The 17,581-nt window shown below is 34.4% G+C and carries 16 protein-coding genes; all 16 read right to left on the bottom strand.

What is annotated here, in order from left to right:
- Positions 1-77 precede the first annotated feature (77 nt).
- The 16 genes from BM305_RS08205 to BM305_RS08130 all read right to left on the bottom strand — a co-directional run bounded on the left by BM305_RS08205 (position 78) and on the right by BM305_RS08130 (position 17,581).
- The gene (locus tag BM305_RS08205) at positions 78-3,323 is read right to left on the bottom strand and encodes a metallophosphoesterase (RefSeq protein ID WP_092560213.1); all 3,246 of its coding nucleotides are present in this window, start codon (positions 3,321-3,323) and stop codon (positions 78-80) included.
- Between the two features lie 1,041 nt (positions 3,324-4,364).
- Entirely contained in the window at positions 4,365-5,198 is an 834-nt protein-coding gene (locus BM305_RS08200; protein WP_092560212.1) for a helix-turn-helix domain-containing protein, read from the bottom strand.
- 32 nt (positions 5,199-5,230) lie between these two features.
- Positions 5,231-6,469, bottom strand: a complete 1,239-nt coding sequence (locus BM305_RS08195; protein ID WP_092560211.1) for a hypothetical protein — start codon at positions 6,467-6,469, stop codon at positions 5,231-5,233.
- 202 nt (positions 6,470-6,671) lie between these two features.
- Positions 6,672-7,391, bottom strand: a complete 720-nt coding sequence (locus tag BM305_RS08190) for a phage tail tip lysozyme (protein WP_092560210.1) — start codon at positions 7,389-7,391, stop codon at positions 6,672-6,674.
- A gap of 1 nt (position 7,392) precedes the next feature.
- Entirely contained in the window at positions 7,393-9,231 is a 1,839-nt protein-coding gene (locus BM305_RS08185; protein WP_092560209.1) for a VirB4 family type IV secretion system protein, read from the bottom strand.
- The gene (locus tag BM305_RS08180; protein ID WP_092560208.1) at positions 9,228-9,938 is read right to left on the bottom strand and encodes a hypothetical protein; all 711 of its coding nucleotides are present in this window, start codon (positions 9,936-9,938) and stop codon (positions 9,228-9,230) included. The genes BM305_RS08185 and BM305_RS08180 overlap by 4 nt, the downstream gene beginning before the upstream one ends.
- A 17-nt stretch (positions 9,939-9,955) precedes the next feature.
- Positions 9,956-10,378 (bottom strand): single-stranded DNA-binding protein, encoded by a 423-nt coding sequence (locus tag BM305_RS08175; RefSeq protein WP_092560207.1) that lies wholly within the window; start codon positions 10,376-10,378, stop codon positions 9,956-9,958.
- Between the two features lie 77 nt (positions 10,379-10,455).
- Entirely contained in the window at positions 10,456-11,001 is a 546-nt protein-coding gene (locus tag BM305_RS08170) for a hypothetical protein (protein WP_092560206.1), read from the bottom strand.
- A gap of 88 nt (positions 11,002-11,089) precedes the next feature.
- Positions 11,090-12,925 (bottom strand): hypothetical protein, encoded by a 1,836-nt coding sequence (locus tag BM305_RS08165; RefSeq protein ID WP_092560205.1) that lies wholly within the window; start codon positions 12,923-12,925, stop codon positions 11,090-11,092.
- A 66-nt stretch (positions 12,926-12,991) separates the two neighbouring features.
- Entirely contained in the window at positions 12,992-14,140 is a 1,149-nt protein-coding gene (locus BM305_RS08160; protein ID WP_092560204.1) for an immunoglobulin-like domain-containing protein, read from the bottom strand.
- Between the two features lie 20 nt (positions 14,141-14,160).
- Entirely contained in the window at positions 14,161-14,631 is a 471-nt protein-coding gene (locus tag BM305_RS08155; protein WP_092560203.1) for a hypothetical protein, read from the bottom strand.
- 154 nt (positions 14,632-14,785) lie between these two features.
- Complete coding sequence (locus BM305_RS08150; RefSeq protein ID WP_092560202.1) at positions 14,786-15,565, bottom strand: hypothetical protein; 780 nt, start codon at positions 15,563-15,565, stop codon at positions 14,786-14,788.
- Positions 15,537-16,013, bottom strand: coding sequence for a hypothetical protein (locus BM305_RS08145; protein WP_092560201.1), 477 nt, complete (start codon positions 16,011-16,013; stop codon positions 15,537-15,539). Before BM305_RS08145 ends, BM305_RS08150 begins: the two co-directional genes overlap by 29 nt.
- A complete protein-coding gene (locus BM305_RS08140) occupies positions 16,006-16,620 on the bottom strand; it encodes a hypothetical protein (RefSeq protein WP_092560200.1) in 615 nt (204 codons plus the stop codon). The genes BM305_RS08145 and BM305_RS08140 overlap by 8 nt, the downstream gene beginning before the upstream one ends.
- Positions 16,621-16,646: 26 nt before the next feature.
- Positions 16,647-17,174, bottom strand: a complete 528-nt coding sequence (locus tag BM305_RS08135) for a hypothetical protein (RefSeq protein WP_092560199.1) — start codon at positions 17,172-17,174, stop codon at positions 16,647-16,649.
- The gene (locus BM305_RS08130) at positions 17,165-17,581 is read right to left on the bottom strand and encodes a DUF4320 family protein (protein WP_092560198.1); all 417 of its coding nucleotides are present in this window, start codon (positions 17,579-17,581) and stop codon (positions 17,165-17,167) included. The genes BM305_RS08135 and BM305_RS08130 overlap by 10 nt, the downstream gene beginning before the upstream one ends.

Raw genomic sequence — 17,581 nt, 5'->3', positions numbered from 1 at the left:
TTCTATTCTTTCCAGATTACTAGGGTAGCCCTGACCATTTCCCACATCTTCTAAGTGTAAAGTAACATGAATTCCTATTAATTTAATGTCCCACATTTATTAATTTGCTTCGCAAGTTTTTTTCTTACAATGGCTTTGTTACTGTTAATCGACTTTGTTATTTTATCATTGTCCTTAGGATTGAGTTTAATTTGAATTGCAATAATTAAATCCAGAAGACAATTATCTATTACTAAATTAGTACCAAAGAAACGCATTCTGTAATAAAAGATTAATTTTATTAAAATTAATTTCAGAATGCTCTCTGACGACTCATTTTGTATATATCTTTTTAATTCATTCATAACATTTCCTATTTTTAAATCACACTTAAGAAATATAAACATAAATTTTTCAAATGGTTTATCAGTTTTCTTTGACAACAAATCATCTATAGCTTTTTCCAATTTAGGAGTACCAACATTTTCTAAAATCATATTTTGAATCGCAATAGGACATGAAATTTTTACCGCTTCCATGTATAAGTTTTTCGTTTCTTCAATTTCTTGTACTGTTAATACATTTTCATCTCCGTCTATATCTTTTCTGAAATGTTCAATGCTTAGTTTTTCTTTAAATTTTTCTGATAATTGAAATATTTCCCCAAGAAGAATATTCATTGCATACATATAATTTTCCAAATGATTGATCTTATATTTATTATCTAATAGTTCAGCATTCTTAAGTACACTTCCGTACATTTGTAATAAAGCATAAAAATCTTCCGTTTCTTTTTCACTCAATTCCTCATTATTCTCTTCTGTTTTAGAATTTATTATTTTGACAGCATCTATTTTTATATTGCTTTTTTTCTTACTTAGTTCGGTAGGAAAAATTACACTTTTCGTATTTGTCATATCACTTATATTATCAATCTCTTTTTGTGTCGGACGGTTTTCATTTAAACTCTTTACTAGTTCATCTTTTTGTAGCTTAAAAGCAGCCATAATTTCAAGCTTATTTAGTTTTTCAGCTACATCAATACTCTCTATTATAGATTCGATTATTGTTTCCGCCATACTGTCCAGTAATTCTTTGCAATCTAGCGTAAGTCCTGAATAAAAACATATTTCATTTCGAAAATTAATTCTGTTTCCTTTTTTTAAAATAATCTGCAAAAATTCATTGTTACTCTTTGCGTGTACGGCCAGATAGTACTCTAGTATACTTGTATAACCAAAAACAACTAAATCGTTAAAAACGCTTAGTATTCCTTTTTCAAAAAACAAAACTGAAAATCTGCTTTTTGATTCTATATAACCTTTGTTTTTATGGTACTCATATAAATAATCATCAAACTCTTCCTTAGTAAAATAGTATTCATTTTTTTGAAACATTTTATATGCAAGATTACTCAGAAAATGTTGTTTAATTTGAAAAGAATATGTACTTCTATCACTTTCATTAGGTGACAATTTTTCCAATAATATTTCCAAATAATTTTGCATTACTATTCCTTCATTTTGTGGAACAAAATTTTTGTCAGAATCCCAAAGAACCATAAATATTGACACATTAAACGGAGTTTTTGCAAAATTGATTTGATTACAATATCCATCGATTTTTTCTACTACATCATTAACATCTATTACATCTTCTCTTTTATCAGCCCATTTTGTTACCAATTCTCGAATTTGAGCTTTTCCAAAAAAATGAATATATAACTTTTTAAAGTTTTCACCATATTCAGGTATTTTTTTTATATCAAGTGATTGAAAAAAATCCTCCTTTATTGTTAAGAAAAATCTATTATTTTTATTCTCTTTTACGAATTTAGTAAGCATCATAGTTTGCACTTCATCTGAAATATCAATATTATCAATTAAGAAAACCATTCTTCCATCATTGACCAATTCCATTACCTTAGCTTTATTAATATCTGCATCATCAAGCATATTGTTCATGACAAAATATTTTGTTGCGTTTGTTAATCTATCTTTCTTTTTAGGAAGCTGTCTCATATCTAGATGAATAGGAATAATCCCTTTACTTTCATAATCTTCAATATATAGCAATCCTATTTTTTGTAAAAGTGATGTCTTCCCACTTTCTTTTTTTCCCAAAAAAATAATATTACTATCTTCATCCAATAATTCTTCTAATAATACTTGGTCTTTTTCGTCCATATTTTCTTTTACATATTCAGACTCCTCTGAAAGAATCGGATCAACAAATACTTGGTCAAGCGTCATTGGAGATTGCGAATCAATCTCTTTAATTAAAGAAAATGTTTCAGACATATGTTTAAAATATTTATGAATTCCATTTATAATATTGAACTCCATTTGTTTTTCAGAGGTATTTCCATTTAACGGATATACTGTTTTACCATTTTCATTTACATTTATGGCAATGTCGAAATCTTCTCTCCCCATTGCAAAATATGTTCTCATGAAAATGGTACACAAATTTGTTTCAAAATCTATATTTAAAATAGAATAACCATTATATCCATCTACCTTGCGCCCACATGCATAATCTAAAGGGTATAACTTACCAGCTGTACTATATATTGTTTTCATATTTTGTCTGCATATTTCTTTATTATCATTCTCATGAACATGCCCACTTAATACTATATCGAATTTTGTCATTTCTCTTTCAATTAATGTAGATTCAAAATCTGATAACCAATCTAAAGGATGATGCATCATGCAAATTTTAAAATCTGTATTTTTTATATGCTTAAACAAATCTTTTACCTGTTTTTGTCCTACATACATAAGCCCCCTTTCACATTCACCTCTGCCAGATGAACGCCATGCTGAATCAATACATACAATTCCTATTTTTTTCCCATTTATTTCACGAACAAACGCATATCCTATCTTTTCTCTTATTATATCTTCATAATAAGAATCTAATTCTTTATAAAAATAATCAAGTCTTTCAAGATAAGACGCATTCATATCTATAATATTTTCATTTATTTCTTCCAAAGAAGTAACTAATAGCCCTTTTTCCATTGCTTTTACTATCTTACTAGTATCCACTTCATGATTTCCTGGAACAATAATAAATCTATCTTTTTCAACGCCTAATTTATCTAATAAAGGCTGGACTAATATCATGTTAGCAAATTCCATCTGCTTTTCGTCCTTATTTGCCTTATCCCCTCGTTGTATTAAGTCACCTGTAAAACAGACTAAATCTATCTTTATACCCTTTTCTCTCTGAACTTTCAAAACATCGTTGATTAGTTTCGCCACAATTTTTCTAATTTCAGATTCATCCTTTTTTTGTATATGTGCATCAGAAATATGTAAAATATTTAATAATTTCATATTGTCCTCCGTTCTATTTTTATATTTTTTGAATATATATTAATAGTGTCTTTAAAAAAGGGGGGATATTTATGACTAATTTTCAACTTATACATATTATTATCCAAGCAAAAGATAAAAAACATGTAATTCGTCTATTAAATAAATACCGTATCCCTATTGAAAAATCAAAGTATTGCTAGCAATTAACTGTTAGCAACAAATAATTTATTCTGTGCTTTTTTACTTTTATGGTCTTTGTACGCTTCATCTAATAAGATCTTGCATAACAATGTTGTAGAAAGCCTTTTCCTCAAAGAATTTACGGAAAACAACCATTTGTTTCATCCAGCAATCCTAAGCTTCAATACTCTAAATTAATTCTTGCTCTCTTTTGTATTATATACTATTCAGGAATTTTTGGATACTTTGTTCAACAAAATTCTAAACATCTATTGTCCTATATTCATTAGTCCCTCTAATCAGTTCGAATTAATCTGCTCCATGAATTAAAGATAACCATTGAGACACCTAATCATAGCTTTCTAAATATTTTCATATTATTCTTGTAATATTGATTCATCAATGTCTTTTTCTAAATTTCGTTATTCATCTGTATATAGATAATTTTGTTCATTTTCATTAAATAGGCTAGTTAAATAATATAGAGTTGTTGGAGTTAGTACAATACAATTTCTTTCAAAACTACTCTTGTTCTTCTTTATTTTTTAAAATCGTTTGGATTTTATGTTTTCTACTCTAACATTAAAAAGTTCATGCCTTGCATCAATAAAAGTACCTTCATAAATTTATTTTTACCGTTAAATATTACACTAATAATTATTGTTTCAAAGTTATCATTCTCGATTTATGTTGCTAATAAATGACTGACTTTTGATATTACTTTAATAACAGTGTCTATACTTTAAATTATTTTTCAGGTAAAACGATCCACTTTCACACCAAAATTATACACTATTATTTGGAATAAATCTATATATAATATTTTCTTTTTCAATATCTAGTCTTTTATTGTATAATTTGGGTGTCACCATGACACCCCTACGGCGGAAAATAAAGAGAAGCCGTCGCACTTTCCATGCCAGCTCCCATAACTCCACATAATTTTAACTTTCCCATTCCTCTAATCCCATTCCTGATACAAATTTTTAGCCTTCTAACCCTACTTATTACCTTCCTTTTAACGATTCCTGGCTTGTAATCACTCCATACCCTCTTCCAATCTGCTTTACTCTCCACTGTGCTTAATTTCTTATCCTGCTTTACTTCAATCTGCCTTTCTTCCCTCTTCTTTTCATCTGTTACACTTACTAGTACCAATTTCTCCTGCTTCATAGCAGACTCCATCTCTCCCCCTATAGAAGCCACGCTCTCATCTTTCACTACTTCTTCTACAATCTCAACTGGCATAAAGTATCTTGCTTCCTCCAGATCCACTTCCACCTGTAGCAACTCATCCAGGTCTATGGTACAACTCTCCCATGCTCCATCTTCATTCTCCGTATATTCTGATGCCACAAGTTCCCCTGTTTCCTGAATACTACTCACTTTATCTGATTCCCCTTTTAAAACCTCTTTTCCCGCTTCTATTTCCTCAATGAGAAGAATGTTCAGGGTGTATTGATTTGAGGTCTGTTTTCCAAATTTAAAACGCTTTTCTATCATGATAAGCCCACGTTCCTCCAGTTTTTTTGTTGCACGCTGAATTGTCCGTTCACTAACGCCACAATGCTCCGCAATGGTAGATACGGAAGGATAACAGGCTCCTGCACGATTTGACTTGTATACAAAATACTGTGCCACTAGCTTTTCCTTAGAAGTCAATTCACAGCTGTTACAAATGATATTTAACATTTTAAATTTTTTCATTCCCATAATATTCACCCTGTCCCTAATTTTATCGTTACCTATTCTTTATACTTTTCAAACATCTTTTGAAACTCCTGCGCAAACGGTACCGTTGCTACAAGTGAAGCTTCATACGTATTTTTGCAGATGGTTACTGCCTCATTTTCAAATTGCTTCCTGATTTGACACAACTCCTGTTCGGAAGAATGCATCATCACATGAATTGGTTTTTCCATAATGGAAAGTTTCCTAAGACATTCCTTTAATGCATCCATTTCAAAGATCTGGCTACCGGACAACACTATAATCTCACTGGCAATGTCCTGGATAATCTTCAGAACCCAGTCCGTTCTCTCCTGGATGCAGCCTAAGTCCAGGAGCACAAAATGATTGTCTGCTGTCATATCTAGTTGTGAATTTAGATAGTATGTAACTCCATTCTTCCAAAAGTTTCCTTCTTTTTCTTCAAATGAATACGCATCTGCAATCTGTTGCAAATGACCATGTGGATTTGCTTCTGTATATACCACTTTTGCACCAAAACTGTTTAAATACTGGCACAAATGAAAAGCTGCCGTTGTGGTACCTACTTTTCTTTCTGTACCCAAAACGGCAATAATTTCATTTTTACAATTCCATTTATGTACTTGAACAGTTTCTTTCTGCTCACAATAATACTTTTCCAGATTTAAAAGAGGTTGCTTTTTAGCCATGTTTTCTTCCTGAACAGGCTGTGACTGCCTTTCCTTTACTTGCAAAACCCGCTTGCTAAGGGGTTTTCCCTCTGACGTTTTCACTTTCGTATTTACCTTTTCATATAGGTTCTCAACTATTTTACTTTCTGGAACTGGTATAGATTCTGGTTGTACACTTGCACTATTGTTTTCTTCATTTTTCGGCTCTGGTTCTTCTAAAAACTCCTCCTGTTGGGGAAGCACACTACTTTTCGTTAAAATATTGGTTATCTTTTCTTCTATGGGATCGCTTGGATAAAGCAAAATGCACTTTGCTATCTCTATGTTCTGTCCTGGAGCAGTAACATACAAAATCACTTTGCTGTATGGATTTAACATTTTAAAAATTTGTATTCCCTGCTCCAGCTGGGTATCCTCCATTTTCAAGACGGAGTAATCTACAATCAAATATTCAACATCCAGATTTCTCAAGTCCTGCTTAATAAAAAGGCTAAATTGCTTTTCAGACATTTCTTCTGTCCAAACCTTTCTGCTAAACATATAAATGTCATTAATGAAATCAAATACCTCTTTATTTTTTTCACCTGCAATATAAAATATCATCTTTCACACTTCTTTCACGTTTTCTTCAATTTCTAAACATACTTTCACGGTATGATGTATTTATAAAATCAATGAGGGCAGCAACACAAAGCGCGCAACGTTGCTATCCTCGCCTAATAAGATAATTATCCTTTTAATATAGATTAAATTTTTTCATAAACTCCCCTTTTTAAGACTGGCTCTTTAGCCAGTCTATTTACATTTATCCACCACCCAACCCATATTTTTTTAAATACCATTCTGCATACCTTCTTCGATTCGCAAGCCCTTGATATGCTTTCCCGTTTACAGTGCTATATGCCCAGTTCCCACTACTTCCCACGCAGCCCTCGTAATACGTACAAAAATAATCCGTAGCATAGACTACATCCTTTGTTTTGCCCATCAAGAGGTATACATTTGCATAATATGTACTGCATTCCATATAAAAGAAAGTAAGCTGCACCTGTAAATCTGACCATTCTTTCTCACATTTCTGGGAAAAGCCAGTGAGGCTAAAGTCATTTCCCTGCCATCTGCCACCACCCCACTGGCAAAGGCCAAAATAATGGTCATTATGGTTTGCAGCTGGATTGAAGGAACTTTCCACCACCATATTTCCCATAGTTGCCGCTGCTCCCTCATCTGTAAATCCAAGTCCCTTTAAGAACTGCCATATGGTCTGCTCGATATCCGGATATTTTTTTATTAGAACATCATCTTCTTGAACACAGATTGTATCGTTTACCCCTGCCAATTGTTCTTTTAACATGTTTGACATGGATTCCAACGGATGCATTGCCAGGTAGATGACAGAAGAGAAAAGAAACAGGACTAGGATTACAAGGGAAACCGCTATAATAAATATCCTGTGCCTTTTTTCCTCCGATTTCAGTTGCTCTGCCGCAATCTTTGCTATTTTAACCGCAGTAGCCAGCTCCATTTTACCGACCTCCTGCTTTTCCAAAGTACTCTAATTCATACTCTGGAATATCAAATTTGACATGCATGCGTTTATTGCCAATCATCATTAGTGCATGCTTTTTCTGTTTACTGCTCAGTAGATTCTCTTCTGCATTGGTTAAGTTGTATAGTTCCTTGGTTTCCATTAAATTTTTTCCGTCTGTTCCAAACATGATTTTATAGCATGGCTCATCGACAAGTGCCTGGCCATACATCTTTACTTCTGGCGAAAGAAAATCGTTTACACTGTGGGATATTATTACCATTGCTGCTTCGTATTTTCTTGACCGTTTCATGCAGTTTCGTAAAAAAACAAGCGACTGTGGGATATTCGGATCTATCATCAGATATGCCTCATCATAAAATGTCATAACACGTTCTGTTCTATCTCTGCTCATCTGTTGCCAGGTCCATGAATTAATTAAAAAATATTGTGCTCGCTTTACATTATCACTGGAACCCTGAAGGGCACTTGTGTCTAAACAGACACACCTAGACTCTGCATGAAGCGTTGTCTTGCCATTCCACAAAATAGAATCCGCTCCCTCTGCCGCATCTTTCAGCAGAAGGGAAAGTTTTTTATAGTAATTTACATCCCCATCCTTTCGTACCGCTTCTTCCTTATCCGCTTTGCTTTTCAGCAAGTTATATAAATCGGACAAGATGGGAAAATCCTCTGGGCATAATTTTGAAATATCTGTTGTCCAATAAATCCGAAATTGATTATAAAGTTCTATTAGGCTGTCTTTTAAAACAGCACGATCCATATCCGTCAAACTTGGCAAATACAGTGAAAAGAAAATTTCCAGATGCTTAATATACAATGCCAGATCGCCCATTCCATTCCCTTCATCCGTATATACTTTATCGTTTTCCTCTCTGGGAATGGCAGCAATTTGTAACGGATTGATTCTTCCACCAATCCCTCCCCCAGCGTTAATCCAGTCCCCCTGCAATTTTCTGCATTCCTCTCCATACTCTGCTTCCGGATCAATAAAAATGATTCTTGTTCCAAGCATATATTCATTTAACGCAATATGCTTTACTGCTGTGGACTTTCCCTGTCCTTTTATTCCTGTTACCAAAATATCGCTGCATGTTCTGTCATTTTTTCTTAACCATAGGTTTAGGAACATTAATCCCCCTGCTCCATCCACTGCCATGTAAAAACCAGATTCATCATTCAGTCCGGAACTGGCATTGGGAAACCCTCCTGCTACAGCAGATAACGGCGCAATTCGTTCTGTTATCTGCTGTACATCTTGGTCAATCGTGTAAAACGGACTGATTTGCCTAAACCCATTTTTCTGTAAATCAGTCAGCATTCTTACTTTTATTTTGGAAGCCAGGCAGGAACTGGTTGTCTTTCTGCAAACCTTCGTCAATTTTTCTTCTTCTGGTGAAATCGCCAGTATACTCATGCTTAATGTACCAACCGCTTCTCCATGTTGGTCTATCTGTATCATCAGCTTTTCCCCATCATCAGCCGCCTTTTTGGCCCGGTCTCTTGTCAGAGCATCCTGTGCTTCCTTTTCAATTGCCCTGTGCCGGCTTATATTTTTGTTTAATGCTTCAATAAATTCCCCACTTTCCATGGGTGTAAACACAAAACTTGCAATTGTTCCTGGTATATTGGTCAGCTTTGAAAGCCATCCATATGCAATATCCATTGGATAGTGTATAATTCCATAGACTCTTCCCACATTTTCTCCTACTTCCATTCGATTCCGTCCAAAGAAAAGTCCTACTGGCGAAACTGCATTTAATAATGCATTGTTTATTTCTTCACCCTTACGTATGTTTGATTTTTTTAAATTCATTCTCCTTGCCCCCTAGTCGTTAAGTATTTTATCAAATATGGAATCGTTGCTTCGACTGAAGTATCTTCAATTGATGCAAACGCCGGATTATTAACCAGGTTGCATAATTTTATGATTTCATTTGCTTTTAAAATTTCTCCTTTCAGTCCGGCACTTTCCATATGTTCCAGGAATTCGCCAGTGGCTTTTTTTAATTCCTTTTCCGTATCCTCTGCTTTTCGTTCCCAGAGCATGTAATAAAATTCTCTCTGGACAACTTCTCCTGAAAGAGAAAAATTACTAACAATTTTCATTGCGTTTCTTAATAATTCTTTTTGCACTTGATCATTCGAGTCTGACATCAGCTCATAGTACGTATTTACAATTGGTCCAATATCAATTGGTCTGCTTACCGCTAAAAATTTGAATGGGAGCCTCATTTGTGAAAATTCATCTGTTATTCTTCTTGCTAACTGCTTTTGTTCCTCTTCTGTCAGCAAATCAAATGAGATTGGCTGCACTTTCACATAGGTAAGCAAGTAATCATCTTTTGTATAGAGAAAGATATCACGAATTTCCCTTATGTTCACAAAGTCCTGAGCAGATTCCGACGCTATGTTTTTGGGCTCAGCTGATTTATTTTTCTTTTTATGCTGTATAAAATACATGACGGCCATTGCTGCAAGACACAACAAAATAGCCGTTATGGGCATGATTAAATTTTTCATCTCTTTTCTCCTCAACATTAATGAAATGGCAGCTCCTCGTCAATGCCATCCGGAATATTCATAAAGCCATCTCCGTCAGCCTGGCTTGGTTCGATTCTCTGTGCTGTCTGATTCCCTGCATTTTTACTTTCAGCAAATTCAATTTCTTCTAAAATAACATCTGTGGTATAAACTTTTTGACCATCCTTGTTGGTATAGCTGCCTGTCTGGATTCGCCCTGTCACGGCAATCTTTGTTCCCCGCTTCAGGTACTTCTCTGCAAATTCAGCTGTCTTCCCAAAGGAAACGCAGCTGATAAAATCGGCTTCCTCCTGTCCGTTGTTTTTGTACTTTCGATCCACCGCCAGTGTAAACCGGGCAATCGCCATAGCATTATTTCCCTGTGCATAGCGTACATCAGGATCTTTCGTTAATCTTCCTATTAAAATTACTTTGTTCATATTGTTTTTCCTCCTTTTTTGCATGAAAAAAGCAGCTCCTTGCTATAAGAAACTGCCATTTTAGTAACTTTATTGAGTTATCGTTCCATTTCATTCTCTGGACTTAGACCATTTATAATATCTTTCAGCTGTACATTTTCTGCTTTCAGTGTGTTACTTTCTAACCTCAGTTGAGAATTGACTTCTTTGAGATTATTATTTTCACCAACCAATAATTTCATCTCATCCGAAAACCCATTTAATTTTGACATACTGTCAATGATATCTTTTTGTTTCTCCGTCATATTTTCATACTGATACTGAGAGCTTACTCTATCTGCTATGTACATTTCTTTTACAGAGCGTGTGATTTCATTACTCTCTTTTACTAAGTCAGTTATCTGGCGATTCTTATCCTTTACTAAGTTAATAACCTGACCATTTGTTTCCTTGACCACATCCTTAATCTCACCGTGCTCACGACTCATATCATCGTGTGCAACAAGTCTTTTCACATCCTCTAAAATCACGTGAATCTTTCTAGTGTAATAAATTAAAGGACCTATTGCACCACCAATAATCCCACCTAATACCATTAATATAGTTTCCATCCAAAACTCCTTTTGATATAAAAAATCAAACATTTCTTTCTCCCTCCTTTATATTTCATTATTTTTCCTTAATCAAGTTTATTTTTTAATAATTCGTCATTATTTTTACATACTAGGTTTGCTATTTGAATTGAATTTCTTTTTTCACATACCAATCATCCCAAAGATTTCCTTCCATTTTTATACTGCCTTCTCCTATGTTGCATAGCATTCCAGACGGTGTCCATGCATCAAAGGCTTCTACATAAACATTGTAATCTCCATCTGGAAAGTAGATAGGAGTAAAATGTACCTTGCTTCCATTTAATGAGTACTGGTTTATTGGTAGTTCCAATACGGACTGTAAGGATGATTTTGACGGCACTGCATCCCTTCTGTATTTTTGATAATTGTATTCTGGGAAATAAACACAGGCACTTTGAATCCCAGTACAGTTTTGACTACTTCCTGATACATTTGAAGTAATTGTCACTTCAATTCCATATCCACTTCTAACACTACTATTTTTTTGATTAGCACCTTCTGTATTGCGATCTGCACTTACTTTTATTTTTGTATATGTGATTTTACTACTATAAGAATTCTTTGCATACTCATAAACCGTTTCATATATTTTCATTTTATTTCCCTCTTCATCCTCGTAATAATCACCTGTCCATTCCCAACGTTTTGTACAAGTATAAGTATGCCAACTTAACTGTGTTACTGGTTCACTGTACTTGCTTAACGCATTCGTTGTTGGAAACTGTGGATTTGCTTTCAATGAAAATTGTTTTGACGGTTTAGAATCAGCTGTAGGATTTTCAGGCTCTTTTCTTACCAGAGGACTAATTGTTACAGGAATAGACACCGTAGCTGGAGATGTGCTTCCTCCCGTTATTTCAGCTGTAATAGTAGTATTTATCTTTTCTGTAATTTGAGGTGTGTGCCACTTAATCCATACTGGTCTGCTCCCACCTTGTGGAACGGTAATTCCAGTTACTTGTGTAGTCTGTACATAGTCACCACTGAACTGCACTGTAATCGGATTGTCACAGGTTGCTCCATCCTCGTCACCTCCAGATACAGTTACGATTACTGTTGTTATCACATCCGTGTCGGGTCTATACACATACTGTCCTGCATCCAAACCCACCTCATTTCCTTCAGGAGCAAAACTTAAGATACCAATGCCCAGGTAAGTTAAAATGTTGCCATTGTCTATTCTTGCCGATTTGGAACCGGTCCAGGGTTTGATACCAAGCTCCTTTTTTTCCAAAAAAATAGCTAAGGGCAAGTTTTTATGTGTAAAGGACACAAACTTTGCTCTTAGCTCTCCTCCAGAGTTCAGGGAACCACCTAACGCTATATCAAGCTTTGCAGCTTCATGTGCCGTTAAGGCAATGTAGTTTCCCTGAAAGGTAATATAAATCATAGGTTCAATAATTAATTTGTAATTGCCATTTATAAACTCTTCATAGGATATCCCTACTCTGGAAGCAATTACTTTTAATCTGGCAGAATCGTTAAAATATGCTTTAATTTCTTCTATATTAGATGTACTATTTGAATTGCTGACAATAGTGGGAAGATCCTCTACTTGATATGCTACTCGTTGTCCTTGATCATTTATTATATATTTTTCTTCGGATTGCAATAAATTACGACCATTTGAATAACCTCCTACGCCCATATATTCTAACTTACTTATTTTTCCAAAATGTATAATTATTCTATTGTCCTTAACAATTCTATAGTAATCAATAGTTTTTGTTCCTTCTGCTCTACATTTTGTGCTTGTATCAATTACAGTCAATCTTACTCCATCATCACCTGATGAATATTGATTTTCTGCTGTTCCTGCTTCTGTTCCTCCTCCAGAACCGCCTCCGTTCATATTGGTTTCTGCTCTTATCATTGTACAATTTAAAAAATTTAATATTACTATTAACCATATGCCTATTAGTAATCGTTTCATCTCAAAACCTCCAAAAAAAAGATGTAGTTTTTAACTACACCCTTTCATTAAAAACCTATTTTATTGTTACCAGGTACCTACTTTTTCGCCACTCGCTGCTACATCTCCATTCACATCTTCACCTGCTGGTTTACCTGGAAAGAATTTAAATCCCCCTGAAGAACTACCAGTATCTGAAGAAGAACTATTGTTACTAGAGGACTTTGGCTTAGAAGTTTCTGTTACTTTCGTTTTCACATAAACAGTTGCCTTTTTCATTGTGGTATTGCCTGCACTATCTGTTATGGAATACGTTACTGTATACGTACCCGCTTTTGACAAATTCACCTCTGTGCTATCCACTTTTATTTTATCTGTCAAATCTCCATCACGTTTGTCTTTCGCTTTTACATCTTTTAGATAGTCAATTGCTCCATTTACGTATACAGTTCTGTTTTTAATACCGCTTAATACAGGTGCCTTATCCTTTTTAACCGTTATTTTTTTATTCTTTTTGGCGGTATTGCCTGCACTGTCTGCTACGGAATACGTAACCGTATACGTACCTGCTTTTGACAAATCTACCTTCGTGCTATCCACTTCAATTTTATTTGTCAAATCGCCATCCTTATTATCTATTGCGGTCACACTTTTCAGATACTCAATTGTTTCACCTATATAAACCGTTCTATTTTTTAATCCATGCAGAACTGGCTTTATGGTATCACTAACTATGACAAAGGTTACTTCTATGATTGTTTTATTCTCTGAAGCATCCGTCACTGCAACTTTTTCTGTATAAGTTCCAGCTGTATCATAACTTTTAGATTCTGCTCCATCTTCAAATACGACTGTTACACTACTCTTGTCAGAAATACTGGTTACGAGATTTTTTGCAACAATCAGTTCACCTGTTTCAAAAGTCAACCCCTCGTTGCTTTTTGCTTCAGGTGCTTTCGTATCATTTACACAAACGGTGAATGCAAGCTTTTCTTTTCCAGTATCTATATATGCCTGATAACTACCTATATTGCTTATATCTACCTGAGATAAATCAACACTTGCTTCTCTTAAATCTCCCTTTGCAAAATCCTCCACTTTACTGACTAGTGGCTCACCAAGTTCAGTAGTAACTTTACTAGATATCAGCCTTACTCGGTTTGCAAATGTATAACCACATAAAACGCTGACTCCTACTGCTACAACTCCCATCAGCACAAAAACTTTTTTTCTCATAACCAATCACTCCTTCTTTTTTACTCCCAAGTACCTACTTTTTCACCGCTTGGAGCAACATCTCCATTAACATCCTTGCCAGTTTCCACTTCCACTTCAAAGAACTCTATACTGTCTGCATTTGGCTCTCCATCATACTCATTTTCTATGGTTTCATCCTTCATGGTTTCCTCTGACTCATCCATTACCTTTATTTTCTTTGAATCTGAGCCTACATCTGGATTCTCATCTGTTTTCCTTTCCATATCAGAACCAGAAGCTTCTGGCTGTTCTGTTTCTGTATCCTGATTCGCCAGTTCGTCATAGTCGGCTAAATGTAGTTTTGGCTCTTTTGAAACTATACTCTTCTCTACTACATGCTCTTCCACAGAAACCTCTTTCTGACTTAAATCCCTGTTGGCTTTGTAAACGATAACCAGTAATAGAATAACCGCAATACCAATGATATATTTCTGCTTTTTCTTAAAAAAGCTTTTGATTTTCTGATACAAAATTATAACCTTCTTTCTAATATTTTCTTGAATAGTTATAATTTCCCCATACCTTATTATACCACGAAAACCCAGTATTTACAAGGCTTTGCGGGAAATTATCAAACTTTTGTACGAAAAAAACACCTTACTAAGGTGTTTTCTATGTACAAAACTATATTTTATTTTTTCTGTTTATTTTCATTCTTTCGAGTGTGCCCCAATAATCAGTCAAATTATTTTTTTTCAAATAATATTGCATAATATCAACTAAAGCTGTGCAGAGCAAGGATAAACACAAAGTAGGTAATAACATCAAAAAAGAAAGTTCAAATATCATTTTAAAGCAACTGAGAAATATTTGCTTACTTAATTCCTGATTATTTGTAATAGCTCCCATTAATTCTTCAATATTCTTATATGATTTTTGTATTACATTAAATGACGGAACATCACTAAAACCAATGCTAACAATATAAGTACCTACTGTGAAAATAATAGTACAGAGCACTGAAACAAGTTCATTTGCTAATTTAGATATTTCATTCTGAACCGTAAATGTAAGCCTTATCCAATATTTTATATATTCAACAGTGAGTACTATTGCGAGTCCTATATTAAACGAAATACCAAGACATATTCTTACTACTAAAATCATACTCATTCCAACAACATAGCACATAAACTCTAAAGTAATAACAAGTAAGCATTTTAAAAGCGATACGCACCAACCACTCGTGTATCTTAAAATCACATCAAGTATGCAATATAAAATTAAAAAAAATGCCAATAACTTGTGTTGCACTCCACGCTCACTCAAAGCATATATGCCTATACAACAGCATGCTAATATTTCTACATTCCTAATATTTTTACCTATTATGATATTTTCTTTATTCCACGCTTCAGTTTGCCATTTACATATTCTACTTAAACATCTCTTTGCTAATTTCATTTGTTCTTTTCCTTGCATTTTTATGCTTATAATAGCATGAAATTACAAAATATGCAATGCTTATTAAATCAAATGGAATCATGACCGTTTCACGCACATATTGTATATCGTTTAAATTTTTCTGAATGTAATTTCCAGCTATGATAACAAGTATCACAAGCTTACTTACAACAGGTCCTTTAAATGCATCTTCTTTATTAGAAAACGTTAATAACATTACTGTTACAATCGAAATTATACGTGCATCCTGATAATCAGTCATAGAAATACCTGCCACTCTGTGCAAAATAGTCATTCCGATATAGGATATGGGTATGATTAAAATAGTAATCTTTGCTAAAACACCCTTTCTTACCGAACGGTTAAGTAACTCACCGATATATCCAAGTGTATACACCAGAAGTTGAAAACTGAGTATTCCCACAGTGATTTCACATATATTAAACATTTTTCCTCCTTCTTTCTATTACCATTCTCATCCTCGCCCGCCTTCCTGCTAACCACCTATCTCCTTTCCTTCTCCTAATCTGGTATAAATTTCGTTGTAAATAACATGCCAAAAGTAAATGAACAACCAAAATAGAATAGAAAATCACACAATAATACAGTCTGATGATACGCTGCTGGTACAACATACTAAGCAGCGCAGCCAAAAGAACATTACCAGCCAATTGTTTCATATAGTTGTCACTGTAGTCAGCCATATTCTTTTCCCTAACATCAGTTACCATAATGCTCATTCTGGCAAAAACACAAACAGAAAAAAAAGAACCATAGGCAAAATTCGATATTTGCGAATTCCATTGTTCCAAATGAAACATACGTGCAAAAGATAGCATAGTTAATACAAGGAAACGCCCCTCATTCTTTACAACTAAGCCATACCAGTTCTGTGTAGTGCATACTCGAATTACTGGCAACACAAGTATCGTTCCAAATAGCAGAATATTCATAATACCGCAATGCTTCTGTTTCTTCTGAACAATACAGAAGTAATTCCATCCTGCATAACTGAATATCACAAAACCCATAATAATCAATAGTAGTTCACTCATATTTTCCCTTCTTCCCTAAATAATACTTAATACATTTTTTTATAAACATATTCTACCTGAATCGGAACTTTCGCCTGAGCAGGAATTCCAATCAGATGAATGGGAACTATCACTACCAAATTCCCAGTCACTTTATATTCGGAACTATCGGTTGCATCTTGTACTTTTGTTTCTATATCCCGTATGTAACACTCAGCACCTGTTTCTAAGTCCTCTCTGCCCAACAACTCCGCTAATTCATCAGAAACATTTCCATAATCGTTGATTGCTACCCATTCTGGCTCTTCTGTACTATCACCACCTCCTTCCGCTCCCCCTTCATACTGACCACCTATTTCCTTTCCTTCTCGCAATCCGGCATAAATTTCATTATAATTTTCAATAGCTACTGTTCGGACTGCATTTTCAAATGATTCCTTTATGTTGTAGGCAATGATTTGAACCCGTATATACTCAAAAGCGGCAGAAAACAATAACATTCCCACAAAAAATAGAATGGCTACATCAATTACTGTACTGCCATCCTTTTCTTTCAGTTTCTTTTTTATTTCCAATACACATCACTCCTTGTCTGGGAAACATTTCTTAGTGAAATTGGAACATTGGCAAAATCAAATCCAATCTGATAAGAGGCAGAAACGGTTATTCGGATGCAGGAATTCAACTGAATCTTTTCCGTTCCCTCCATATACTCGGTTCCTTCTAATGATATCGCTACGTTTTGTAGATTGGTTGACTCCACATATTCCTTTACCACCTCCTGCACTTCGCTGTCATATTTTCCTGATACCGATATAATTTCTCCGACCTTATCAGCAAAAGTCCCCATCTGGTATCGGTATATCATGACCGATATTGTTTGTAAAATTAATGTTAGAATCATTCCAGCAACCAAGACGCCAATACAAATTTCAATCATTGCTGCACCCTCTTGCTCCATTAATTTTTTCTTTACTCTCAT

Source organism: Anaeromicropila populeti (assembly GCF_900112775.1).
Classification (GTDB): Bacteria; Bacillota; Clostridia; order Lachnospirales; family Lachnospiraceae; genus Anaeromicropila_A; species Anaeromicropila_A populeti.
Note: the sequence above shows the minus strand (reverse complement) of the source record. Positions and strands in the feature narration are given on the sequence as shown.

Bases quoted from the DNA above. Each gene is read 5' to 3' on its own strand.
- BM305_RS08205 (WP_092560213.1), bottom strand. From the start codon at position 3,323: ATGAAATTATTAAATATTTTACATATTTCTGATGCACATATACAAAAA.
- BM305_RS08200 (WP_092560212.1), bottom strand. From the start codon at position 5,198: ATGGGAATGAAAAAATTTAAAATGTTAAATATCATTTGTAACAGCTGT.
- BM305_RS08195 (WP_092560211.1), bottom strand. From the start codon at position 6,469: ATGATATTTTATATTGCAGGTGAAAAAAATAAAGAGGTATTTGATTTC.
- BM305_RS08190 (WP_092560210.1), bottom strand. From the start codon at position 7,391: ATGGAGCTGGCTACTGCGGTTAAAATAGCAAAGATTGCGGCAGAGCAA.
- BM305_RS08185 (WP_092560209.1), bottom strand. From the start codon at position 9,231: ATGAATTTAAAAAAATCAAACATACGTAAGGGTGAAGAAATAAACAAT.
- BM305_RS08180 (WP_092560208.1), bottom strand. From the start codon at position 9,938: ATGAAAAATTTAATCATGCCCATAACGGCTATTTTGTTGTGTCTTGCA.
- BM305_RS08175 (WP_092560207.1), bottom strand. From the start codon at position 10,378: ATGAACAAAGTAATTTTAATAGGAAGATTAACGAAAGATCCTGATGTA.
- BM305_RS08170 (WP_092560206.1), bottom strand. From the start codon at position 11,001: ATGTTTGATTTTTTATATCAAAAGGAGTTTTGGATGGAAACTATATTA.
- BM305_RS08165 (WP_092560205.1), bottom strand. From the start codon at position 12,925: ATGAAACGATTACTAATAGGCATATGGTTAATAGTAATATTAAATTTT.
- BM305_RS08160 (WP_092560204.1), bottom strand. From the start codon at position 14,140: ATGAGAAAAAAAGTTTTTGTGCTGATGGGAGTTGTAGCAGTAGGAGTC.
- BM305_RS08150 (WP_092560202.1), bottom strand. From the start codon at position 15,565: ATGAAATTAGCAAAGAGATGTTTAAGTAGAATATGTAAATGGCAAACT.
- BM305_RS08145 (WP_092560201.1), bottom strand. From the start codon at position 16,013: ATGTTTAATATATGTGAAATCACTGTGGGAATACTCAGTTTTCAACTT.
- BM305_RS08140 (WP_092560200.1), bottom strand. From the start codon at position 16,620: ATGAGTGAACTACTATTGATTATTATGGGTTTTGTGATATTCAGTTAT.
- BM305_RS08130 (WP_092560198.1), bottom strand. From the start codon at position 17,581: ATGAGAGTAAAGAAAAAATTAATGGAGCAAGAGGGTGCAGCAATGATT.